General features: G+C 64.2%; 24 protein-coding genes and 2 tRNA genes. 9 read left to right on the forward strand and 17 right to left on the reverse strand.

All coding sequences use genetic code 11. The features are described 5' to 3' along the window. Positions 1–363: 363 nt before the first annotated feature. The gene (gene pip / locus ABC729_RS16095; RefSeq protein WP_495608553.1) at positions 364–1,314 is read right to left on the reverse strand and encodes a prolyl aminopeptidase; all 951 of its coding nucleotides are present in this window, start codon (positions 1,312–1,314) and stop codon (positions 364–366) included. Positions 1,315–1,421: 107 nt separating this feature from the next. On the opposite strand from pip, the gene ABC729_RS16100 reads away from it, so the two are divergent. The 3 genes from ABC729_RS16100 to ABC729_RS16110 all read left to right on the forward strand — a co-directional run bounded on the left by ABC729_RS16100 (position 1,422) and on the right by ABC729_RS16110 (position 2,541). Further along, the gene (locus ABC729_RS16100; RefSeq protein WP_495608554.1) at positions 1,422–1,820 is read left to right on the forward strand and encodes a group III truncated hemoglobin; all 399 of its coding nucleotides are present in this window, start codon (positions 1,422–1,424) and stop codon (positions 1,818–1,820) included. Beyond that, a complete protein-coding gene (locus tag ABC729_RS16105) occupies positions 1,817–2,302 on the forward strand; it encodes a hypothetical protein (protein ID WP_495608555.1) in 486 nt (161 codons plus the stop codon). Before ABC729_RS16100 ends, ABC729_RS16105 begins: the two co-directional genes overlap by 4 nt. A gap of 77 nt (positions 2,303–2,379) precedes the next feature. Next, a complete protein-coding gene (locus ABC729_RS16110; RefSeq protein ID WP_495608556.1) occupies positions 2,380–2,541 on the forward strand; it encodes a hypothetical protein in 162 nt (53 codons plus the stop codon). Positions 2,542–2,550: 9 nt separating this feature from the next. Here the strand turns inward: ABC729_RS16110 and ABC729_RS16115 are convergent, their stop codons facing one another. From ABC729_RS16115 to rpsO, 8 genes are all read right to left on the reverse strand, one after another. After that, positions 2,551–3,588 (reverse strand): serine hydrolase domain-containing protein, encoded by a 1,038-nt coding sequence (locus tag ABC729_RS16115; protein WP_495608557.1) that lies wholly within the window; start codon positions 3,586–3,588, stop codon positions 2,551–2,553. A 64-nt stretch (positions 3,589–3,652) separates the two neighbouring features. Continuing rightward, positions 3,653–4,954, reverse strand: a complete 1,302-nt coding sequence (locus ABC729_RS16120; RefSeq protein ID WP_495608558.1) for a glutathionylspermidine synthase family protein — start codon at positions 4,952–4,954, stop codon at positions 3,653–3,655. 55 nt (positions 4,955–5,009) lie between these two features. Then, positions 5,010–5,648, reverse strand: coding sequence for a DUF1190 domain-containing protein (locus tag ABC729_RS16125; RefSeq protein ID WP_495608559.1), 639 nt, complete (start codon positions 5,646–5,648; stop codon positions 5,010–5,012). A gap of 57 nt (positions 5,649–5,705) precedes the next feature. After that, positions 5,706–6,530, reverse strand: coding sequence for a hypothetical protein (locus ABC729_RS16130; protein WP_495608560.1), 825 nt, complete (start codon positions 6,528–6,530; stop codon positions 5,706–5,708). Positions 6,531–6,612: 82 nt separating this feature from the next. Then, positions 6,613–7,005: a DUF350 domain-containing protein gene (locus ABC729_RS16135; RefSeq protein WP_495608561.1), complete on the reverse strand. Its 393-nt coding sequence runs from the start codon at positions 7,003–7,005 to the stop codon at positions 6,613–6,615. Positions 7,006–7,170: 165 nt separating this feature from the next. Further along, the gene (locus tag ABC729_RS16140; protein ID WP_495608562.1) at positions 7,171–7,689 is read right to left on the reverse strand and encodes a GNAT family N-acetyltransferase; all 519 of its coding nucleotides are present in this window, start codon (positions 7,687–7,689) and stop codon (positions 7,171–7,173) included. Between the two features lie 129 nt (positions 7,690–7,818). After that, entirely contained in the window at positions 7,819–9,942 is a 2,124-nt protein-coding gene (gene pnp, locus ABC729_RS16145) for a polyribonucleotide nucleotidyltransferase (protein ID WP_495608563.1), read from the reverse strand. A gap of 344 nt (positions 9,943–10,286) precedes the next feature. After that, the gene (gene rpsO / locus ABC729_RS16150) at positions 10,287–10,556 is read right to left on the reverse strand and encodes a 30S ribosomal protein S15 (RefSeq protein WP_495608564.1); all 270 of its coding nucleotides are present in this window, start codon (positions 10,554–10,556) and stop codon (positions 10,287–10,289) included. Positions 10,557–10,586: 30 nt separating this feature from the next. On the opposite strand from rpsO, the gene ABC729_RS16155 reads away from it, so the two are divergent. Continuing rightward, positions 10,587–10,730: a hypothetical protein gene (locus tag ABC729_RS16155; protein WP_495608565.1), complete on the forward strand. Its 144-nt coding sequence runs from the start codon at positions 10,587–10,589 to the stop codon at positions 10,728–10,730. Positions 10,731–10,816: 86 nt separating this feature from the next. On the opposite strand, the gene ABC729_RS16160 is transcribed toward ABC729_RS16155, so the two are convergent. Next, positions 10,817–11,299 carry a DUF1178 family protein gene (locus ABC729_RS16160; protein ID WP_495608566.1) on the reverse strand — a complete coding sequence of 161 codons (483 nt, stop codon included), beginning with the start codon at positions 11,297–11,299 and terminating at the stop codon, positions 10,817–10,819. 260 nt (positions 11,300–11,559) lie between these two features. On the opposite strand from ABC729_RS16160, the gene ABC729_RS16165 reads away from it, so the two are divergent. Together ABC729_RS16165 and ABC729_RS16170 are read left to right on the forward strand one after the other, a co-directional pair. Then, complete coding sequence (locus ABC729_RS16165) at positions 11,560–12,555, forward strand: hypothetical protein (protein WP_495608567.1); 996 nt, start codon at positions 11,560–11,562, stop codon at positions 12,553–12,555. A gap of 86 nt (positions 12,556–12,641) precedes the next feature. Then, the gene (locus ABC729_RS16170) at positions 12,642–13,229 is read left to right on the forward strand and encodes a class I SAM-dependent methyltransferase (RefSeq protein WP_495608568.1); all 588 of its coding nucleotides are present in this window, start codon (positions 12,642–12,644) and stop codon (positions 13,227–13,229) included. A 19-nt stretch (positions 13,230–13,248) separates the two neighbouring features. Here the strand turns inward: ABC729_RS16170 and ABC729_RS16175 are convergent, their stop codons facing one another. The 3 genes from ABC729_RS16175 to ABC729_RS16185 all read right to left on the reverse strand — a co-directional run bounded on the left by ABC729_RS16175 (position 13,249) and on the right by ABC729_RS16185 (position 14,181). Continuing rightward, positions 13,249–13,812 (reverse strand): hypothetical protein, encoded by a 564-nt coding sequence (locus tag ABC729_RS16175; protein ID WP_495608569.1) that lies wholly within the window; start codon positions 13,810–13,812, stop codon positions 13,249–13,251. Positions 13,813–13,992: 180 nt separating this feature from the next. After that, positions 13,993–14,069 (reverse strand) — tRNA-Arg (locus tag ABC729_RS16180). A gap of 35 nt (positions 14,070–14,104) precedes the next feature. Beyond that, a tRNA-Arg gene (locus ABC729_RS16185) sits at positions 14,105–14,181 on the reverse strand. Between the two features lie 182 nt (positions 14,182–14,363). Between ABC729_RS16185 and gpt the strand changes: the two genes are divergently transcribed. Further along, a complete protein-coding gene (gene gpt, locus ABC729_RS16190; RefSeq protein ID WP_495608570.1) occupies positions 14,364–14,849 on the forward strand; it encodes a xanthine phosphoribosyltransferase in 486 nt (161 codons plus the stop codon). Here gpt and ABC729_RS16195 read toward each other — a convergent pair. The 3 genes from ABC729_RS16195 to ABC729_RS16205 form a co-directional block, all read right to left on the reverse strand. Beyond that, positions 14,824–15,408, reverse strand: coding sequence for a hypothetical protein (locus ABC729_RS16195; protein ID WP_495608571.1), 585 nt, complete (start codon positions 15,406–15,408; stop codon positions 14,824–14,826). The genes gpt and ABC729_RS16195 overlap by 26 nt on opposite strands. A 106-nt stretch (positions 15,409–15,514) precedes the next feature. Next, positions 15,515–16,636, reverse strand: coding sequence for a M48 family metallopeptidase (locus ABC729_RS16200; RefSeq protein WP_495608572.1), 1,122 nt, complete (start codon positions 16,634–16,636; stop codon positions 15,515–15,517). After that, the gene (locus tag ABC729_RS16205; RefSeq protein WP_495608573.1) at positions 16,636–17,892 is read right to left on the reverse strand and encodes a DUF898 family protein; all 1,257 of its coding nucleotides are present in this window, start codon (positions 17,890–17,892) and stop codon (positions 16,636–16,638) included. Before ABC729_RS16205 ends, ABC729_RS16200 begins: the two co-directional genes overlap by 1 nt. Before the next feature lie 235 nt (positions 17,893–18,127). On the opposite strand from ABC729_RS16205, the gene ABC729_RS16210 reads away from it, so the two are divergent. Further along, positions 18,128–19,189 carry a Fe(3+) ABC transporter substrate-binding protein gene (locus ABC729_RS16210; protein ID WP_495608574.1) on the forward strand — a complete coding sequence of 354 codons (1,062 nt, stop codon included), beginning with the start codon at positions 18,128–18,130 and terminating at the stop codon, positions 19,187–19,189. A 15-nt stretch (positions 19,190–19,204) separates the two neighbouring features. Here the strand turns inward: ABC729_RS16210 and ABC729_RS16215 are convergent, their stop codons facing one another. Continuing rightward, complete coding sequence (locus ABC729_RS16215; protein WP_495608575.1) at positions 19,205–20,359, reverse strand: asparaginase; 1,155 nt, start codon at positions 20,357–20,359, stop codon at positions 19,205–19,207. A gap of 44 nt (positions 20,360–20,403) precedes the next feature. Between ABC729_RS16215 and ABC729_RS16220 the strand changes: the two genes are divergently transcribed. Beyond that, positions 20,404–20,970 (forward strand): TrmH family RNA methyltransferase, encoded by a 567-nt coding sequence (locus ABC729_RS16220; RefSeq protein ID WP_495608576.1) that lies wholly within the window; start codon positions 20,404–20,406, stop codon positions 20,968–20,970. Positions 20,971–20,975 lie beyond the last annotated feature (5 nt).

Consider the following 20,975-nt stretch of genomic DNA (forward strand, 5'->3'; position numbering starts at 1 on the left):
CAAAGAAGGAGCGAGACCGCCCTTGATAAGGGTCAGTATTGGTGGGTATTCAGTGGGATTTTTGAAGTTCTATAGTTAGCCGATCAAAAAGAATGAAAGCAATCTTGATCGGATGGATTTTGGATATAATTTATCATTCAGGTATTTTTTTTCTGTTCCGTTTTCCTTACGTGATCATTGGCGAAGGCTAATTTAGAATTAATGCGTGGGCGTCCTGCTTCAACCGGCCAACTTGCCGTATAGGGTGTAACTTTCGGGGTAATACCGCGCCTATGCCGCATGGCCGTCCGAAGGCAGGCCTATAACGGAAGAAAGGCCCGCCGGTGGCGGGCCTTTCAGCAAACGAGGCGATGATGGCGGAGATCAGCGCAGGGTCTTGAACCGCTCGGTCGCCTGGACCAGGGCCATGCGCACGCCGGGTTCCATGGCGCTGTGGCCCGCATCGGGCACGACGATATAGTCGGCCTCCGGCCAGGAACGGTGCAATTCATCGGCCGTGCGGATGGGGCAGACAATGTCGTATCGGCCCTGCACGATGACGGTGGGGATATGCCGCACGGCACGGATATCGCGCAGCAACTTGTCCTCCGGGGTCAGCATGTTGTTGCGGAAAAAATGCGCCTCAATCCGGGCTAGACCCAGGGCGTGATTATCCTCGCCGGAGGCGGAAACCAGTTCCGGGCTGGGCATCAGGGTCGAACAGGACCCTTCATACATGCTCCACACCCGGGCGGCAGGCAGGTGGATGGCGGGGTCGGGATGGGTCAGCCGCTTCCAGTAGGCCTCCAGCAGGTCATCGCGTTCGGCCAGGGGAATGTAGTTGTTGAAATGGTTCCAGGCCTCCGGGAAAATCTGTCTCATCCCGTACAGGAACCAGTCGATCTCCGACTTGCGCATCAGGAAGATGCCGCGCAGGACCAGACCGATCACCCGGTCGGGATGCGCCTCGGCATAGGCGATGGACAGGGTGGAACCCCAGGAGCCGCCGAACACCATCCAGCGGTCAATGCCCAGATGGCCGCGCAGCGCCTCCAAATCCTCCACCAGATGCGGGATGTCGTTATTGCGCAGATCGCCCAACGGTGTGGAGCGGCCCGCCCCGCGCTGATCCAGGATGATGATGCGGTAGAAGGTGGGATCGAAGAAGCGGCGATGGGTGGGCGAGGCACCGGCCCCCGGCCCGCCATGCAGAAACAGGACGGGCACGCCGTCGGGATTGCCGCTCTGTTCCCAATAAAGGTTATGAACATCGTCGACCTGCAACCTGCCGGTCTGGAACGGGTCGAGCGGGGAGAACAGATCGCCGCGGGGCATGGATGCATCCGTTTGTTGTTGTCCTGATTGTAGGCAAGCGCAGCGCGCAACGCAAACCGTCCGCGCGGGCAAAGGTCGGGTAAATCGCAGCACGTTAAGATCGCATCATGACTGTGACCCAACCGCCCTATACCCGTATCGATGATGACAGCCTGACCGCGCTGCTGATCGAATTCTATGCCGCCGCCCGTCTGGACCCGCTGCTGGGGCCGGTTTTCCAGACCATGGTGGGCGATGGGGACGCGGTATGGGCGGCCCATCTGCGCCGTGTGCATGATTTCTGGTCGTCGGTGACCATGGGCACGGGGCGATATGGGGGACGGCCGATGCAGGTGCACGCGGGCATCCCCGGTCTGGAGGCGGCGCATTTCCAACGCTGGCTGGAGCTGTTCGCGCAGACCACTAACCGGTTGTTCACCCCACCCGCCGCCGCCTTTCTGTGTGACAAGGCCGCCCGAATGGGCGAGGCGTTGCAACAGGGCATCGCCATGGCGCGGGACTTGTGAACGCGACCCTTGTGTCCGGCATCGCCAACCCCCATCTTGATGCCATGATTGATCCCGCCCCGATGCACCCCGAGATTGCCGCCCCGCGCCCGCGCGGGACCATAGGCCAATGGTCGGATCGGGTGAAGACGCTGGCCCTGCTGATGCTGCTGGCCTGTGCCGGCGTCCTGGCCGGGCTGGGCGGGGGTGAGGGGGATCGGGCACGCGAAGGGCTGACGGCCAGTGGTGCCGGTCTGCGCGCCACCCTGTCGGAGGCACCGGCGGCCCTTGCCGCGCCGCCGGAGGATCAGCGCCGCGCCGACCTGTCGGGTGGGGATGACACCCCGCCGGCTAAGGTCGTTGCGGCCAGCCCGCCCTGGATGCCGGTGCCGGTGTCCGCGGACGCATCCTCCCTGCCGCCGACCTTTACGGGGCCTGCAATGGTCCGGGCCGGCCATGCCGCCCGCATGCCGACCGGTCCGCCCGCCGGACTTTCCGCCTGATCCACCCTGATCCTTGAGCGCGCGGGGCCGCTATGGCCCATGCCCGGCCCTGCGCCCATGCCGGAAAGTCCTTAACGATGAAAAAGTCCCTGTTCTTCTACGCCGCTGCGCTGCTTGCGGCAGGTGGTGTCATGACCGTCAGCCGTCAGTGGGGCGGCTTCATGCTGCTGGCAACCTTCATCTTCTGGTTCCTGCACAGCGTCTTTGCCAGCACTGACGGCACCGGTCGTCAGCTGTGATCCCTGCTTTCATCCGGGCGTGGCTGCATTGGTCAGCGCCCGGATGATGGCCCGCCAATCCTCCGCCAGGCGTGGCAGGCGCGATCTCACCATCAGCAGGATGGCAAGATCGCGCGTGCGGTCGATGCGCGGCCAAGTGCCAAAGGCACCGGGGCTGGAGATCGCGGGACAGTTGCCATCGGCGCTGACCGCCTCGCACCACAGGCCGATACCATAGCCCTTCATGGCGTCAGCCGCGTCCGGCTGCTCCTTGCGGATGGCATTGCCGATCTGGTCATGTTCCATGGCGGGGAAGATGTCGGCGGGCAGCAGGCGGCGTCCATCGGCCATCACGCCCCGCCGCGCGATCAGCAGCAGGATGCGTTCATAATCATCCGGGCTGGCGATCAACCCACCCGCCACACCCCAGCGGTCGCCCCAGCGGCAGGCGGGCGACAGGCCCAACGGGTCGGCAATCAGGCGGCGGAACAGGCTGTTCCAATCGGCCCCACCCGCCTGTTCGGCCATGAAGGCTGCCACCTGCATCGACACGCCGGCATAGGCGAAGACCGCGCCCGGCTGTCCGATCAGGTCCATTTCCGCCAGCTTCTCCGCCGCCGCGCGCGGGGTGGGATAGCGGCGCTGTTGCAGGAAAGGCCCCGTGGCGGGCAGGGCGGAGGTATGGCTCATCAACTGTGCCAGACTGATGCGCGCCTTCGGCCCCGTGCCGATCAGTCCCGCCTCGCCCAGCGTCATGTCCAAACGCAGCCGCCCCTGCGCCACCAGGGCCATGATCACCAGACCCGCGACCCATTTGCTGGCCGACGCCACCTCAATGGCCGTGCCGGGCCCGATATCGCCGAAATAGCCGCGATACAGCACGCGCGCGCCCTGATGCGCGATGGCGGCCACCCCGTCCAGCCGGTGGCGGCGGATGGCGTCCTGGATCAGGGCTGTGACCTGCGGCAGGTCCGGTGATGCGGGATCGACCGCCAGGGCGCGGGCGGCGGGAAGCGGCAGCAGCAGGCCGGCGGCAAGGCCGGACAGGAACAGACGGCGGCTGGGCATGGCATGCTCCGGGTGTGGACCTATGCCTGATACGACGCAGGCCCGCCGATCCTGCCGCCTGCCCTCACTCGAACCGGTGCGGCACGAAGCGGGAGGTGTCGCGGGTGACGGCGGTGCTGTCCTCCCGGATGCCGATGCCCCGGCATTCATCGCCCACCATCCAGGCACCGATCACGGCATGGTGGTCGCGCACCACGCCCTTGATATCCGGCCCCCGCGCCGACACCACAGGCGACCAGGCCTGATAGACATAGCCTTCTTCGCCATAAGGTCCCGCCACGTCCAGTTCGCGGGTGGTCGGACGACCATCGGGCCCCATGGTGACGACGCTGATATTGGCCCCTTCACGGCCCAGCAGCGGCTTTGCCACCACCCGCGTGCCGGCGGCAAAAGCGCGGCGGTCGAAATGTGCCTCCACCAGATAGGGATGGTGCGGGTACATTTCCCACAGGATCGCCAGCAGGCCCTTGTTGGACAGCAGCATCTTCCAGGCAGGTTCCACGACCCGGATATCATTGCGCTGCGCCAGGGTCAGCAGGTTGCCCCCGAAATCATCGGCCACCAACCATTCCCAGGGCGTCAGCTTGAACAGGCACTTGATCTCCTGTTCTTCCAGGTCGGTGAAATAGCTGCGGGTGCGGCGGGTCAGGTGGTCCTGCTCCTCCGTCCAGCCGATATCCGACAGGGCAATGCTCTTGGTCGCCAGCCCGGCCTCAATGGCTGTGTCCTGCAGGTAGCGCAGCGTGCCTTCATCCTCCGTATGTGGCATGGCGCAGGTCAGGTGTAGGGCGCGCCCCGCTTCCCACACACCGCGCCGGTCGCCGTCATCGGCCAGCAGACGGTCGGCACGCAGCAGGGCCTTCCATTGCTCCACCAGCCCCTCATGGATGGAATTGAACTGATCCCCGTCGGGGAACACATCCTCCAGCCAGGCCCATTGCGCCACCGCCGCCTCATACAGGCCCGTGGGCGTATCAGCGTTATACTCCAGCAATTTGGGCATGCCATCGCCATGCCCCGCCCCGCCATAGGACAGGTCAAAACGGCCATAGAGGGAGAATTCCTGGCCTTGCTGGTAACGCTGCCACGATGCCTCGATGGCGGGGATGGCATGGGCGGGGATGTTCAGCAGCGGATAGAGCCGTTCATCAATGATGCGCTTGGCGGCGGCAAGGCACATCTTGTGAAGCTCGTTTCCGGCCTCTTCCAGCAGGTCGATCTCCGCCTCGCTGAACACCCAGCAGGCACTTTCATCCCAATAGACGCCGCTCGGGTCCTCGTCGGTCGGGATGGTGTGGAAATCAAAGCCCAGCGCTTCCATGCGGGCTTTCCAATCGGGACGCGGGCGGATGGATTGGCGATGCATGGTCTTGTCCGCTCAGATGAAGGCGTGCGAAGGCAACGATAGGAAAGGGCGGCGATCAGGAACCGCCGCCGCCGAACCGGGCCGATGATTTGCCAAAGCCGCCCCGGCTGGTCGATTTGCTGGTGGTGCCCACCTGCGCTGACTTGCCCCGGACTTCCGTCTTCATGCTGTACCCGGTCTTGCCTTGGGTGAAGCTGTCGCGGCTGACCGGCGCACGGCCCAGGCTGCCCCGGCCGCTATGCATGAAGCCGTCGCGGTCGATGAAGATGGGACGCGGGTAATAGTAACCGCCGCCGGTGCTGACATAGCCGCCGCCATATTGCGGCGGTGGCTGCAGGGCCTTCGCCATCATGAAGCCCATCAGGGCCGGCACGAAGACATTGCTCAGGCTGCCATCCGGCTGTGACAGCACCATCGGTTGACAGGCGCCATTGCCCATCGTCGCCTCACAGGCGGCGGCGGTGTCGAAGCGCGGGGTGGATTGCAGGTGCAGTTGCTTGGCCTGTTCAAAGGCGCTGTTGCATTCCTGCGGGCTGAACTCCACCAGACACGCCTCCACCGTGGGGAAGATGCGGGCCTCTGTCTCCTGAACATCATCACCGCCGCAGCCCGATAGCATCAGGGCCGCCGCCCCCCCGACAAGCAGGGTGGAGACATGGGCGGAACGGCGGCGCTTGCGCTGTTGGTCGGTCATGGCGGCCCGGATGGCGATGGTGGCGGGGTAACGGTTGCGGTCAGGGGCGTTGCGGCCCTACTTGCTCCACTTGTCGGTGATGGCCAGCGGGGCGGCATCGGGCGACGGGCCCTTCAGGCGGGCCAGACGTTCCTGCACCGACAGGGCGGGCGCCCCGCCCTTGCCCACGGCGGCCAGGGCCGCCTGAATATCCGCATCGCCCATATCATCTGCGGACTTGCGCGACAGGTCGCCCAGGGCTTGGGCCTTCATGCGGGCGGCCTCGGCATTGGCGCGGGCCTCGTTGGCGCGGCGCGTCATGGCGTCGATGGCGGTGTTCAGCTTCGAACCGCCATCATCGCGCAGGCCCGCCACCTGGGCGGCGCGGTTGGCGCGCTCCCGCTCCCGCTCCTCCTGAATGTTGGCGCGCTGCATGTCGCGCTCGGCCTTGGCCAGGGCCGACTTGGCCTCGGTCAGGGCGCGGGCCTTCTCGCGATAGGCAACCTCTGCCTCCGCCACCAAGGCCTCGGCCTCGTCGGCCTCCCGCTCCTCAATGGCGACTTCGCTTTCCAACTCTTCCAACTGGGCCAGCAGCTTGGCCAGGCTGGCCTCCAGGCTGGCCTTGCGCTCACCCTCGGCGGTGGTCAGCAGGTTGTTCAGATGTTCGGCGGCGGCCAGACGGCGGTCATAATTCTCCCGCGCTTCGACCGCTTCCTTGCGTTCGCGTTGCATATCAACGCGAAGATTGGTCAGCAGCTTGCCGGCCTTGTCCAGATCGGCCTCCATGACCCGCAACTGGGCGACGGACGCGCTCTTGGGGTCCATGGCGACCAGGGCATCCACCACCTGGCGGCCCACCTTCTCACCTTTCACGCCCAACAGCGTGCGGAAGAACTGCATCATTGGAACTGGCTCCTCAAGACCAAGCAGAACGGCCCCGCCGGTCACAGCCGGGCAGGGTTAACCAGAGATGGGGAGGCCCGAGCTAAACCGAAAGCGCCCCGGCATTCAAAATTCCCATGGCAATAGACAAGGTGCCCAGCGTGACGCCATAGCCCAGCTTGTCCGCTTCGATTCCCTGCCGGAAACCGGGCAGCAGAAAACAGACGGCAACAAACACCAGCAGCTGACAGACCAGCGCCACCCCGCCCCACATCAGAAGTTCAGCCACGGAGTAGGTGCCCCGCGCCACCGACGACAGGGCAATGGCCATGCCGATGGCGGTCCCACCCATGCTGGTCGCCGCCGCCGAATTGCCCTGCCGGATCAACGCCCACTCGCGATAAGGCGTGATCAGCGTATAGGCCAGCAAGGCCAAGGCCAGCAGCGCCACCGAGGCACCGACAAAGGTCAGGTAAAGCGGCAGGGTCTCGAACATCGATCCGTTGCTCCGTCACCGGTCCCGGCACGCTGCCGGACCCTGAACGAGAAATTAAGGTTAAGCGCCATGGAATGCAAAGTTGTTTCGGGTCGTTGTGCCGTCGGTGGAGCGAGAGCGACTCCTGGCAGGTGTCCAACGCCGCCTCTTGGGGTTCGGGGTATGTCACCCAGTCGGCACAATAAGGCGCATGGCGCATCTGCATGTCGAAGGCAGGCCGTTCGCCGCTTCATTGGCCATGATGCTCGCCAAGTGTGCAACTTCATGAGGGAGTACGGGCAGGAATCCGTGCCGCTTGTAGAAGCCGTCGTTCCAGGGAATGTCCCGGAAGGTAGTGAGTGTGATTTGTTTAAGTCTTTGTTCCTGCGCCCATCCTATGGCTGCTAGCAGCAGCGCCGAGCCGATGCCACGGCGCTGCTGCTGCCCATGAACGCTCATCTGCCGGATGTGCAGCGTTCCCGGGAACAGCATGGCGCAAAGAAAGCCGAACGGAGCATCCCTTTCGTCTGTTGCCACCCATGCGATGCCGCATCGCATGAGGTCGCGATGTTCGTGGGCAGAAAGCACATCTTCCTGCACAAACGGGGATAGATGAGAAACTTTCTTAAATAGCTCGTCGCCCGACTTTTCGATCAGTGGCAGCAACTCGGCATCGTCATCGCGGGACGGGCGGATACTAAACATCAGTTTGTCAGCTCTAGGTTTGCCTCGGGTTCGGGATGCAAGCATATACGAAAAAGGCCGCCGGGTCGCCCCGACGGCCTTTTCCTTACTCACACCACCATCCCGAAAGCCGGGAAGCACCCTCAGGCATCAGCCCTCGGTGGCTTCGGCCTTCTTGGACAGGTCTTCGCCGGTGGTCTGATCGACGACCTTCATCGACAGCTTGACCTTGCCGCGATCGTCGAAGCCCAGGACCTTGACCTTGACGCTGTCGCCCTGCTTCACGACGTCGGTGACCTTGGCCACGCGCTCGTTCTTCAGTTCGGAGATATGGACCAGGCCATCCTTGGAACCCAGGAAGTTCACGAAGGCACCGAAATCCATGACCTTGACGACCTTGCCGTCATAGATCTCGCCCACTTCCGGCTCGGCCACGATGCCCTTGATCCACTTGATGGCGGCGTCGGAGCACTTGCTGTCGACCGCCGACACCTTCACGGTGCCATCATCTTCGATGTCGATCTTGGCACCGGTCTGTTCCACGATCTCGCGGATGACCTTGCCGCCCGAACCGATGACGTCGCGGATCTTCTCCTTGGGGATGTTGATGACGGTGATGCGCGGGGCATTGCCCGACACTTCGCCGCGCGCGGTATTCAGCGCCTTGTTCATCTCACCCAGGATATGGATGCGGCCCTTTTGGGCCTGGGCCAGGGCGATCTTCATGATCTCTTCCGTGATGGAAGTGATCTTGATGTCCATCTGCAGGGCGGTGACGCCCGCTTCGGTGCCGGCCACCTTGAAGTCCATGTCGCCCAGGTGATCTTCATCACCCAGGATGTCGGACAGGACGGCGAACTTGTCGCCTTCCTTGATCAGACCCATGGCGATGCCGGCGATGGGGCGGGCCAGCGGGGCGCCGGCATCCATCAGCGACAGGGACGTGCCGCAGACCGTGGCCATGGAGGAGGAGCCGTTCGATTCCGTGATCTCCGACACAACGCGCAGCGTGTAGGGGAAATCTTCCTTGGACGGCAGCAGCGGGTGGATGGCGCGCCAAGCCAGCTTGCCATGGCCGATTTCACGACGGCCCGGAGAGCCCATGCGCCCGGCTTCACCCACGCTGTACGGGGGGAAGTTGTAGTGCAGCATGAAGCTTTCGCGGTATTCGCCTTCCAGCGCGTCGATAATCTGCTCATCCTGGTTGGTGCCCAGGGTGGCGACCACGAGGGCCTGCGTCTCGCCGCGGGTGAACAGGGCCGAACCATGGGCGCGGGGCAGGATGCCCACTTCGGCCACGATGGGGCGGATATCCACGGTGGTGCGGCCATCGATGCGCTTGCCGGTCTCCAGCACCGCGCCGCGCAGAACGTCGGCTTCCACTTCCTTGAACATCTCGGAAATGGCTTCGGGCGCGAACTCGTCCTTCAGCGCGGCCTTGGCCTTGTCCTTGGCAGCACCCACGGCGGCGTAACGGTCCTGCTTGACCAGGATCGCATAGGCGGCCTTCACGTCGGCCCCGGCAACTTCCAGGATGCGGGCCTTGACGGCGGCCTTGTCAAAGGCCGGCGGGGCGATGTCGCGCGGTTCCTTGGCGCAATCCTCGGCCAGGCTGATAATCAGGTCGATCACGGGCTGGAACTGGGCATGGCCGAAGGTGACGGCACCCAGCATGATCTCTTCCGACAGCTCCTTGGCCTCGGACTCGACCATCAGCACGCCTTCCTGCGTACCGGCGACGACCAGATCCAGGGTGGCGTTTTCCATCTGGTCGGCGGTCGGGTTCAGGATGTACTGGCCGTTCTCGTACCCGACGCGGGCGGCGCCAATGGGGCCCAGGAAGGGCAGGCCGGAAATGGTCAGTGCAGCGGATGCACCGATCATGGCGACGATGTCGGGATCGTTTTCCAGATCGTGGCTCAGCACGGTGCAGACGACCTGCGTCTCGCAGCGGTAGCCATCGACGAACAACGGACGGATCGGACGGTCGATCAGGCGGCTGACCAGCACTTCCTTTTCCGTGGGACGGCCTTCACGCTTGAAGAAGCCGCCGGGGATCTTGCCCGCGGCGAAGGCCTTTTCCTGGTAATTCACCGTCAGCGGGAAGAAATCCACGCCCGGCTTCGGCGACTTGGCGCCGACGGCAGTGGCCAGCACCACCGTGTCGCCATAGCTCACCATGACGGCGCCATCGGCCTGACGGGCGATCTTGCCGGTCTCGATGACCAGCTTGCGACCGCCCCATTCCATTTCCTTGCGGAACACCTTGAACATTGTATCGATCCTTCCATCCGAAACCCGCAACACCCCGGATTGGGCGGCCGGGCCGGGGCCCGTTCGGACGGCCCCGCCTGTTTCTTGCCCCTTCAGTACCATTTTTCAGCGCGATCCGCACGGCGCGCATGGGAAAACGGCCAGCCGGAAGGGGTCCCGGCTGGCCGTCCACACCTCAACTCTGACGCGGGTCCCGACGGTTCCCGCGCCCCAGGGGCCCGCCACCGGCACGCCATCCCCCACCGCCGGAGCGGGTGTGGAACATCGTGTGGGCGGTGGGCTGCATGTTCACGTCGAACATCACCTTGGGCGTTCGGGTCTGTAACCGTCGCGACCGGCCCGCCTTAGCGGCGCAGGCCCAGGCGCTGGATCAGGCTGTCATAACGAGCCTTTTCCTTGCCCTTCACGTAATCCAGCAGACGGCGGCGCTGACCGACCATCACCAGCAGACCACGACGCGAATGGAAATCCTTCGAGTGGGTCTTCAGGTGTTCGGTCAGGTTGTTGATGCGCTCGGTCAGGATGGCAACCTGAACTTCCGGCGAACCGGTATCGCCTTCCTTGGTCTTGTACTCTTCGATCAGCGCAGTCTTGCGCTCAGCCGTGATCGACATCGGATGTCTCCACATTAAGATGATTGAGGGATGAACGCACCCGGCACCATGACGGTGCCCTATCGACCGGGTTCCGGTATCCCGGAACGGGCACGCGCCCACGCGTCGCGGGGCCGTGCCGGGATGTCGTCCAGCACGGTCCCGCACGGGCGGGCGTCGATATCGCTGGGTTGATGCGCCAAACCCGGCCCCCGGTCAAGCGGAATCCGTGGATTTCCGCGCCTGTGGGGACATGGCTGCGTCCTTGGAAGGGACGGTGTTCAGTTCTCGACCGGCAGCCAGGGGATGCTCGCGATGGGCACGCCCTCCTCGCGCAGGGCCTCTGCCTGGTCCGGGGAGGTTTCGCCATAGATGGCTCGGCTTTCCACCTCGCCATAATGGATTTTGCGCGCCTCTTCCGCGAAACGGTCGCCGACATAATCGGCGTTCTTTTCTACCTGGGACCGCAGATCACGCAGGTGGCGCAGGATTTCGGCCTGTGCCTCGCGCACCGCATCGGGCACGGGTGGGGCCGTGGCCGGGGCGGGAGCATCCGGCACAGGCGCGGGCGACGGGGCTTCGCGGTCGCGCGACCGCCCACCCTTGGCGATGGCGGGGGCCATGGGGGCCTTTTCGACCTTGGCGTCGCCGCACAGGGGGCAGGTGATGGCGTGCGAGGCCGCCTGCGCCTCATATGCGGCACCGTTGCGGAACCAGCCTTCGAACCGGTGGCCCTGGCTGCATTTAAGGTCGAACAGGATCATGGGGCGATGAATGGTCTGGGTGATGACAGATAGATGGACCGTCGCGGTCTGGCGGGCAAGTCCCTTGGCATCCGGGGTGCTATGTCGCTGATGCCGCAAGTGGGCGCTGGCTGTCCACCGCCCGTCTGTCCTGGTAGGGCCAAATGCCTTATTCTGTAAATGGTTTCTGTACCTTCCACTCGCCATGATCAGCTGGCGCGGGACGCCTGTCCCCCTGTCCCTGCGCCGGAGGTGCCGTGATCCGATATCTACCCCTGCTCGTGCTGCCGCTTCTTCTGGCTGGATGCCAGGGGGTAACCGGCCCCGCGACGCAAGTTGCCGAAGCCGCGCCGCCTTGTTCAAAGGTGCCGCAGGGAAGGTTCGTCAGTCGCTGGATTGATCAGCCGGACGCTGACGGCCTTCGCTATGGAACGGCCCCGTTCCTGGTACCACGAGAGATCGCGGGTCTCCCCAACTCCGGCCAGATTGACGGCGCGATGAGCTGGTATCGCGAAGGCGGGGACCACAGCCATGTCAGCTTGCTTCTTGATCGGACTGCCGCCATCGATGCGCCGCGGATCATGGTTCCGGACAATCCGGCCTTTGCCTGGCGCCAGTGGGTGGAGGCAGGTGCCATGGCGCTGCCGGGCGGCGATGGCAGGCCGGTGTTGCGTCATTATTTGTGGCAGGACGGGGAGGGGGACTGGGGCAACGCGGTTACCGCGCTATTCAGTGGCGGTTGGGTGATGGAACTGAAAACCGCCGGACGGGACCGTGCGACAGTTGAACGGTTGATGCAGATGGCACTGGCAGGCATTCGCATCGACCCCGGCACGACGCCATTTCCCGTCCTTTATCTGCGTCCCACGGCATGCCCCGCGCGACAGTCCGGGCCGGAGGCCATGCGGATGGAACCGGGTATCAGCTCTGCCCTGCCAGGGCTCCATAAGGATGAAAGCCATATTTCCCCTTGGTTGCCCGACGCGCCTGAAGAGGTTTGTATTGAGGCCGAACTGCCGCCTTTCGCCCGCTTGCTGCGTCGCCAGGACAAAGCCGGCAAGGCAAATGGCTGGCTTGTCCTCATCGGCGATGGCGGGACCGCCATGGAAGGCCTGCCTATCCCAGCCGGTGGTGCTGGCCTCTACGGGGCGTCGACACCTTATGTCCTGCGTTACTTCGGACCGCCGCCCGATGACGAGGTGGTCGCGGTTTTTGACGGCCTGCCCAACCGCGAGCAGATGCTTTCCATCATTCGGGGTCTGCTACCGAACTCTTGATCTGTTCCCGGCTCCTGACCCCGATCTGTCGCTGGCGACCCAGAGGATGTTTGTATCGCCCCGTAATCAATCTATGATCCGGTGCCATGACCCACGCCTTGCCCTTCGCCCCGCCCTCGCCCTGGATCCTCCGTTTTGCGCCGTTGCTGCGGCCCGGCGCGTGCATGCTGGACGTTGCCTGCGGTGGCGGGCGGCATCTGCGGCATTTCCGCGACCGTGGCCAGTTGGTCACGGGTGTTGATATCGACCTGCGCGGTGTTGCTGACCTGACGGGTCGGGAAGGCGTGACCCTGATGCAGGCCGATTTGGAGGGGCCGGACGGCTGGCCGCCCGCCCTGTCGGGATTTGACGGGATCGTTGTCACCAACTATCTGCACCGTCCGCTGCTGTCCGCTATGGTCGCGGCACTGAAACCCGGTGGCCTGCTGCTGTATGAGACCTTCGCCAATGGCAATCAGCGCCATGGCCGTCCATCCAGCCCCGCCTTCCTGCTGCGTGACGGAGAGTTGCTGCGTCTGGCCATGGAGCAGGGGTTGCAGGTGATCGCCTTTGAACAAGGTGAAGTGTCCAGCCCCAAGGCCGCCATCGTGCAGCGTCTGGCCGCGCGTCGGCCCATCGGGCCGACCCCTGATCTGTATGGGGATCCTGAACCGGTGCCGCTGCCGTCAGCATGAACGGGGCGAGGGCCGCGTTTCAGTCGAACTTGTCGCGAAACACGGCGACGCTGAGGGAGTGGGTGGCCAGGATCTCCCGGCACAGGCCTGACCCGTCGGACGATCCCCGGACACCCCCCAAAGTGTCATAGATCATCAGCAGGTAACGGGCGGCAAAGGCAGCCCCCTCCGCTTGCCGTTCCAACGGCAGGATCAGACGGCGGACCAGCGTTCGCCCGCCGTCGGCATAGGTGACCTCGTCCAGACTGGACAATGGCCGGAACACGCCGGCGCAGAAGGCATAGGCGGGGATAATGTCGGCGACATAGGAAGCCGGCATCAGTTCCGACAGCGTCAACCCGACAGGATCGATCCCCAATGCCGTCGCAACACCCTGGCCGACCTTGATGATCCGCGCCTCCCGAATGCTGCCGCCATCCAGATTGAACAACAGGCAATTGTCGGCAGTATCGGCGGCCCGGCGGCAGGCCATCATGTCATCCAACGGCACTGCCGGGTTGCGTCGGACAATATCTGTCCAATGCGACAAGGCATAATGCTGCGTGTCGTTGGTCAGATCATCCAGGCGAAAGACGTCATGCATGCGGGGCACCGGCGGAGCACAATACGTCAACCTATCCCTGTCGGTGCGACGCGGCACCGGCAAAAGGCCTCTGCCAAAGGATAGGATGGCGGGCACATGCAAGGGTAGACAGCAGCGGGCAGCAAACTATGCGGCCAGGTCGCCCGGACAATCGTCGCCATTTTGGTGGTCAATGAAAAATGGCGCGCCCGAAAGGATTCGAACCTCTGACCCCCAGATTCGTAGTCTGGTGCTCTATCCAGCTGAGCTACGGGCGCATCGCCATGATCGACCGGTCTGGATGAATTCGGAATGGCGCGCCCGAAAGGATTCGAACCTCTGACCCCCAGATTCGTAGTCTGGTGCTCTATCCAGCTGAGCTACGGGCGCGCATTATCCGATTTCCGGTACCCGGTGAGGGGTGCCGTCCGGTGAGGTGGGGCTTGTATCCGATGCGGATGGGGATTGCAACGGGATTTTGCGGGGCTTGCGTGCAACGCCGCCTTGACGTGATTGCCGTTCGCCGCCGCATCGGCTATTCCTGCCCGAAACCCCTCTAAAGCAGGCCCGCCTTGACCAACAAGATCCAGAACCCCGACAAGAACTTCCCCGTCACCTGGGAAGAGCTGCACCGCAACGCCAAGGCGCTGGCCTGGCGTCTGGCCGATCATGCCAAATGGAAGGGCATCATCGCCATCACGCGCGGCGGTCTGGTTCCGGCGGCCATCATCGCCCGCGAGCTGGATATCCGCGTGGTGGAGACCATCTCGGTCAAGAGCTACGACCACCAGACCCAGGGCGAAATCCGCGTGCTGAAGGCCGCCGACGCTGTCACCGATGGCGGCAAGGACTGGCTGCTGATCGATGATCTGGTCGATACCGGCAAGACGGCGGCCTATGTGCGCAAGCTGCTGCCCAACGCGCATTTCGCCACCATCTATGCCAAGCCGGCGGGCCGTCCCCTGGTCGATACCTTCATCACGGAAGTCAGCCAGGATACCTGGATTTACTTCCCCTGGGACCTGCTGCCCGTCAGCTATCTCCAGATCGAACGGTAAATCTGGTTTGACCTGCTGAAACCGGGGCGGGGCTGCGCAGAGGCAGGTCCACCCCGGCCAGCGACAGGGTCGTGGCTAGCGCCAGCAATGGCCCCGCCACATCGCGTTGCCGCGCCGGCGCGATCAGGTGCGACAGCAGCAAGGCCGCCGATGGCCGCCCTGGCACCCCCCGCTGCAACAAGGCCACCAGGGTCAGCAGGGCCCGTTCGTCAGTCGACAGGGCTGAACGGCAGCCATTGCCGATATCGGGCCGTCCAACCGGATATTGGTGCAGCAGCTCCATCACCTCCTCCCAGGCGATGACCGCGTCCTGCCAGCCGCCGGGCAGCAGACGCTGGAACTCCATCTCCACCTGATCCCAACGGAAACGGCCATGCCGCCAGCGCCGCGCTGACCAGAGCAACAGCTGCTCCCCCCGTGACAGGGTGAAGACGGTGCCGCCCTCCTGCATCCCGGCCAGCAGACGGGCGCGTTCCAGATGGGGGCTGTCCGACTGTTCCGACCCTGATGGGGCAGGGCTGGCCCCAAGGTCGGGCCACCATAGAGCCATGTCGTTCATCACCTTCTCCGACGCCATCCGATCCAATGACATGAACGTTATTGCGAATCATTCTTAATTACAAGTCGGAAAAAGGAGGAGGCTGCCGCAGGGTGGCTGCCCGGTATCAGTCCTGCTTCGCGGTGGGCGCTGGTTCTGCGTCGGGTTGTTTGCAGATGGTGCGCAAGGCGGCCCATTCGGCCCCTGACAGCGTCTCGCCGCGTGTCGTGGTGTTGGCGGCGGCCTTATCCAGCGTGGTGATCCGTTCGGTCAAGGTTGGGTGGCTGCCCATCCATTCGGCCAGGATGCCATCGGCCTCGGGATGATCGTCACGGATGGCGGCGAACAGGCGCGACAGGCCGGCGGGCGACACCCCCGCCTGGGCCAGCATGTCCAGCGCATATTGGTCGGCCTGACGTTCCTGATCCTGGCTGAATTCCGATTCCACCATTTGGCTGACGCCGACGGCCAGGGCACCGCCCCCGATATCCCCCACCACCATAGAAATCAGAGCCGAACTGAGGCTGTAGCGCATCACCCGTTCCATGGAATGGCCGTGATGAAGGTGCCCCAGCTCATGCCCGATGACACCCAGAACGGCATCCGGCCCATCGGCCTTGTCCATCAGGGCCGTGGTGACGCTGACATGACCACCGGGCAGGGCGAAGGCGTTGGGCAGGTCGGCATCGATGACATGCAGGCGCGCCTTGCCAGCAGCGTCACCCAGCCGGCCCGCCAACTTCGTCAGGGCGGCGGTGCCATCGGGTGCGTCGCATCGGTGGTTGCCATCCTTGCGGGTCAGCAGGGCGGTGGCCATGGTCTGCACCTGATCGCCGATGCGCGCCTGCCAGGAGGCCGGCACCATAGGGGCCAGCATGCCGGCCATGGCGGGAATGACCAGTTCCACCAGCAGCGCCACCGACACCACGGCCCCGACTAGCCAGACCGCCAGGGGCAGCTCGCGCCGGTGTCGGTGTTCCCGCTTCACGGGTTGGGGCATGCCGACGGCGTGGGCCCGCCGCAGCAGGGCGTCGGGATCGTCCAGTGCCAGAACAGCATGGGCATCGGCGGCCAGACCGACGCGCATGCGCCCGTCGCTGAACGTCCCTGGAACGGGGGCGACGTCGCCCCAGGACCAGCGGTCCAACTCGCGCCCATCCTCGCGGTTGATCACCAGCCATTGTTCCAGGAAGGTCAGACGGACCGGGATGCTCCGGCCCGTCTGACGGTCTTCATAGGATGCCTGCATCACGCACCGATGCCGATATCACCGATGGCATCGGCCAGCCCCTCACCCCGGGTCGGTGCCGGCTGCCCCCGGTTCAGCAGATCGTCCAGCACGCCAGTATTGTGCAGACGCAGGTGCCGGCCGATCTGACGCAGCACCTCCACCTGGGTCCAGGCCACAGAAACAAGGCTGTTCAGGGAGAGAAACACAATGATCAGTATCAGCGGCAGCAGGGACATGATGGCGCTTTTGGGCCCCAGGGCCCAGATGAACAGCGCCCCGGCACCCACCATCAATGCCAGCGTCACCACATAGATGACCATGCCGACCAGCGGGATATACAGGACCTGCCGGGTGCGCAGCGGCAGGTGGAACACCATCGCGCCCAGTTGCGTCGCGCCCAGAAAGGCGATGGACCGGCGCACGGCATAAAGGAAGAATCCCCCGGTTCCCAACAGGATCAGGATGCCGGACACAATCCACATTGTGGGCTCGAAGGCCGGCATCGGACCGGGGCTGACGCCCGTTGCCTGGGCCTGCTGCGCCGCCGCCGACCAGGTCATGAAGGGGATGAAGGCGGCAACCATGGTGCCGTAGCCGATGATGAATAACAGCCAGCTGGGCAGGTAGGAGGCCCAGAGCCCCTGACTGGTTGCTGTGCCGCGAAACCGCTCCGTCCCGAACCAGGTGATGCCGGTGCGGTAGTTATAGGTCTCTGCGTCGGCGGCCGGCTGGTAAAGGCCCAGGGTCACCATCACCAGCAGATACGCCTTCAGGTGGGTCAGCATGAACCGTCCCAGTTCCCGATCCTGGCTGCCATGGATGCCGCGCCAGCGGGTGCGGGTCAGCAGATAGCGGCGGGCAAAATACATCGCCATCAGGCCCAGAAGACCGGCCCCCAGCGCCACCACCATCTGGAACAGGAATCGCTGACCGAAGGCCGTCGGCGGGATCAGGTTATTCACCACCGAGATGGCGATACCAAACGGCAGCAGTACAACGAGTGCCACCAGGAAGCCCACGAACAGTTCCTTGCCAGTTCCCGTATAGGCGAACCGGTCGCTGCGCAGGATGACGGCGGACCATAGACGCTGCCGCACCTTGGTCCGGGCCCAGAACCGGTAGATACCCAGTGTGATGACTGTCAGAAAGGTGTTCAGCAGCAGCAGTCCGATCAGGGAGCCACGGTCGATATCGACCAGGATGCCGTCGTCGCCGGGCGGCGTGCTGTCCGCATAGGGTATCGTGGAATCGTCGCTCAAAGGCAGGCTGGTCAATTCATCCCCCCGGTTGGTTGCAACCGCAGAGTATGGTTTCCATTGAGGCGCGGCAAGCTGTCGCGGTGAGAATTTTACAATTCTGTCAATAACATACGGTGGTGTGGCGTCGAAGGGCTGTTCGCGAGGAAAGTCATTTTGCGAATCGCTCTCATTGGCATCTTGACAGGAAGAAGGGGCGGGCCGACATATCGGGCGGATTTAACCGCCGCTGGCCCAGCCACCCCAGGAGCCGATGATGAAGATGTTCGCCCGCCGTACCCTGCTGCATACCATGGCCCGTCAGGCGGCTTGTATCGGCCTGGGTGTCGCATTGCTGTCGTTGCCGGTACTGGCGGCGGGTGCGGCTGAAGTGAATATCTATTCCTCGCGCCATTACGATGCCGACAAGCTGCTTTATACCGCGTTCGAGAAGGAGACGGGCATTCAGGTCAATGTCATCGAAGGCAAGGATGACGAACTGATCGAGCGCCTGAAGGCCGAAGGTCGCAACAGCCCGGCGGACGTGCTGCTGGCCGTTGATGCCGGACGGCTGTGGCGGGCACAGGATGCAGGTGTCCTCCAGCCGGTGAAGAGTGCGGCGCTGGAAAAGGCAGTGCCGGCGGAATATCGCGAGAAGGATGGCTATTGGTTTGGCCTGTCGGCCCGCGCCCGCGTCATCATCTATAACAAGGAGACGGTGAAGCCGTCGGACCTGTCCAGCTATGAAGATCTGGCTGACCCGAAATGGAAGGGCCGACTGCTGGTCCGGTCCTCCACCAATGTCTATAACCAGTCGCTGACCGGATCGATTCTGGCCGCCCATGGCGCAGAGAAAACCGAAGCCTGGGCCAAGGGCATGGCCGCCAACTTCGCGCGCAAGCCGCAGGGCGGCGATATCGACCAGATCAAAGCCGTGGCGGCGGGGGAGGGCGATGTTGCCATCTCCAACACCTATTATTTTGCCCGTATGCTGAATTCCAACAACCCGGCGGAAAAGGCGGCGGCGCAGAAGGTGGGCTTGTTCTTCCCCAATCAGAAGGATCGCGGCGCACATGTGAATATTTCCGGTGCGGGTGTCGCCAAATTCGCCCCCAACCGTGACAACGCCCTGAAGTTCCTGGAATTCCTGGCCAAGCCGGAAGCGCAGAAAATCTTCGCCGAGGCCAATTACGAATTCCCCGTGGTGGCGGGCATCCCCTCGCACCCGGCGGTGGCCGCCTGGGGTGAGTTCAAGCGCGACAGCCTGAATGCCAGCGTCTATGGCCAGAACAATGCCGAGGCGTTGAAGATCATGGACCGGGCCGGGTGGAAGTGAGGGGGAGGGGCGGGGTCAAAACCCCGCCTCCACCGCCCCTACCTTCACGCCTGCGCGGTTGCGCAGGGCGGGATTGACCAGGGGCTGCAAGGCCGTCCAGTCGGTGTCGGTCAGCAGGCCCAGTCGGCGCAGGACCGCAGCCATGGCGGGGCCTGCGGCGCGTTTGGCTCCGTCATCGATCTTCACCGCGATGGCAATGCCTTCCTCGGGAATGATCCCGACACTGACCCCCTCCGCCCCGGCCTTGGACAGGATGCGGCTGCCCAGGGTCTGCATGAATAAAGTGTCGAAACCTTCCGTCCCGCTGACCAGTTCGGGATGCGCACCCCAGGCGGCCAGCAGGCGCTGGGCCGCGTCGGCGCGGGCGGATGGCAAATCCTGTGGATCGGCCATGCGGGCCATGCCAAAGGCCAGCGCCTCCAGAGGCAAACCGATGGTCGGGATGGAACAGCCGTCAATGCCCCAGGGGGCACTTGTCAGATCCTGCGCCGTTACCTGCTCCATGACGCCCAGGATACGTTGCTGCACCCGGTGCTGATAATTCACATAGCCACGGATGGCCTCTCCCCGGTGCAGGGCCGTGGTGACCATGCCCGCATGCTTGCCGGAACAGTTATTGTGCAGGCTCGTCGGCTCTTCCCCCCGGCGCAGCATCGCCTCCCAGGTTGGAACCGAGTAGGGGGCGTGGCTGCCGCATTCCAGATGGTCCGGGGTCAGGCCGATGCGCGACAGCCAGGCGGCCACGCGGGTCGTGTGCATCGGTTCGCCATCATGGCTGGAACAGGCCAGTGCCAGTTCTTCGCTGCCCAGGCCGAAAGCGTCGGCGGCCCCGGTTTCGACCAGCGGCAGGGCCTGCAAGGCCTTGTTGGCGGACCGGGGGAAGGTGATAGCCTTCACATCGCCGAAACTGGCCAGAACATGGCCGTCGGCCCCCACCACGACCGCGCGGCCGCGATGGATGCTTTCCACCAGCCCGCCGCGCGTCACCTGGATCAGGATGGGGTTGGCGCTGTCATCGGGCAGGCGCACCGCGACACCGCCAGCGGGACCGGATTCGTGATGGTGATGGCCGCAGCCGGGACCATGGATATGGGGTTGGTTGGGATCGGGCATGACCAGCGCGCAGGCGAGGGATGGGGGCAGGCACCTTGCCCCGGCGGCCCTTTCCATGCAAGGAGTCCCGGCAAATCACCCCCTTTCATCATCAGGTCATCATGCGCGGCTATTTCGCCTTGGGTGCCGAAGGCATCAGCAAGTCCGGCAATCTTGGCACCATCATGCGGACGGGCCATGCGTTCGGCGCCAGCTTCGTCTTTTCCGTGAACGCCGTCGTCGATATGAATGAACTGCGCGTCACCGACACCTCGGGCGGGGTCGATCATGTGCCCTATTATGGTTGGGGTTCGATCGGGGAAATGGCGCTGCCCGAGGGCTGCCAGCTGGTCGGGTGCGAGCTGACCGACGATGCAGCGGAACTGCCCAGCTTTCGTCATCCGCTGCGCGCGGCCTATGTGTTCGGGCCGGAACGGGGCAACCTGTCGGCGGCCATGCTGGCCCGCTGCGACCATGTCGTGAAGATCCCCACCAAGTTCTGCGTCAATGTCTCGGTGGCCGCCGCCATTGTCACCTACGACCGCATGATCAGCCTGGGCCGCTTCGCCGAACGGCCGGTGCGTGTGGGCGGCCCGCGCGATGCCATGCCGGAGCATGTGCATGGCAAGGTCCGCGTGCGGAACAAGGAAAGCCTGCGCATGCGTCCGCTGTTGGGCGGGTGGGAGTAACCCAT

It is taken from the genome of Niveispirillum sp. CC-CTL257 (assembly GCF_059489915.1).

What these genes read in the sequence shown, in the direction of transcription:
- ABC729_RS16100 (WP_495608554.1), top strand. Translation starts at nt 1,422, where the DNA reads ATGACTGTGACCCAACCGCCCTATACCCGTATCGATGATGACAGCCTG.
- pnp (WP_495608563.1), bottom strand. Translation starts at nt 9,942, where the DNA reads ATGTTCAAGGTGTTCCGCAAGGAAATGGAATGGGGCGGTCGCAAGCTG.
- pip (WP_495608553.1), bottom strand. Translation starts at nt 1,314, where the DNA reads ATGCCCCGCGGCGATCTGTTCTCCCCGCTCGACCCGTTCCAGACCGGC.
- ABC729_RS16200 (WP_495608572.1), bottom strand. Translation starts at nt 16,636, where the DNA reads ATGCAGGCATCCTATGAAGACCGTCAGACGGGCCGGAGCATCCCGGTC.
- ABC729_RS16215 (WP_495608575.1), bottom strand. Translation starts at nt 20,359, where the DNA reads ATGGAAAGGGCCGCCGGGGCAAGGTGCCTGCCCCCATCCCTCGCCTGC.
- ABC729_RS16160 (WP_495608566.1), bottom strand. Translation starts at nt 11,299, where the DNA reads ATGATCCTGTTCGACCTTAAATGCAGCCAGGGCCACCGGTTCGAAGGC.
- ABC729_RS16130 (WP_495608560.1), bottom strand. Translation starts at nt 6,530, where the DNA reads ATGATGCAGTTCTTCCGCACGCTGTTGGGCGTGAAAGGTGAGAAGGTG.
- ABC729_RS16120 (WP_495608558.1), bottom strand. Translation starts at nt 4,954, where the DNA reads ATGCATCGCCAATCCATCCGCCCGCGTCCCGATTGGAAAGCCCGCATG.
- ABC729_RS16175 (WP_495608569.1), bottom strand. Translation starts at nt 13,812, where the DNA reads ATGCATGACGTCTTTCGCCTGGATGATCTGACCAACGACACGCAGCAT.
- ABC729_RS16115 (WP_495608557.1), bottom strand. Translation starts at nt 3,588, where the DNA reads ATGCCCAGCCGCCGTCTGTTCCTGTCCGGCCTTGCCGCCGGCCTGCTG.
- ABC729_RS16110 (WP_495608556.1), top strand. Translation starts at nt 2,380, where the DNA reads ATGAAAAAGTCCCTGTTCTTCTACGCCGCTGCGCTGCTTGCGGCAGGT.
- ABC729_RS16140 (WP_495608562.1), bottom strand. Translation starts at nt 7,689, where the DNA reads ATGTTTAGTATCCGCCCGTCCCGCGATGACGATGCCGAGTTGCTGCCA.
- ABC729_RS16135 (WP_495608561.1), bottom strand. Translation starts at nt 7,005, where the DNA reads ATGTTCGAGACCCTGCCGCTTTACCTGACCTTTGTCGGTGCCTCGGTG.
- ABC729_RS16155 (WP_495608565.1), top strand. Translation starts at nt 10,587, where the DNA reads ATGAACGCACCCGGCACCATGACGGTGCCCTATCGACCGGGTTCCGGT.
- ABC729_RS16125 (WP_495608559.1), bottom strand. Translation starts at nt 5,648, where the DNA reads ATGACCGACCAACAGCGCAAGCGCCGCCGTTCCGCCCATGTCTCCACC.
- ABC729_RS16170 (WP_495608568.1), top strand. Translation starts at nt 12,642, where the DNA reads ATGACCCACGCCTTGCCCTTCGCCCCGCCCTCGCCCTGGATCCTCCGT.
- ABC729_RS16195 (WP_495608571.1), bottom strand. Translation starts at nt 15,408, where the DNA reads ATGAACGACATGGCTCTATGGTGGCCCGACCTTGGGGCCAGCCCTGCC.
- ABC729_RS16210 (WP_495608574.1), top strand. Translation starts at nt 18,128, where the DNA reads ATGATGAAGATGTTCGCCCGCCGTACCCTGCTGCATACCATGGCCCGT.
- rpsO (WP_495608564.1), bottom strand. Translation starts at nt 10,556, where the DNA reads ATGTCGATCACGGCTGAGCGCAAGACTGCGCTGATCGAAGAGTACAAG.
- ABC729_RS16220 (WP_495608576.1), top strand. Translation starts at nt 20,404, where the DNA reads ATGCGCGGCTATTTCGCCTTGGGTGCCGAAGGCATCAGCAAGTCCGGC.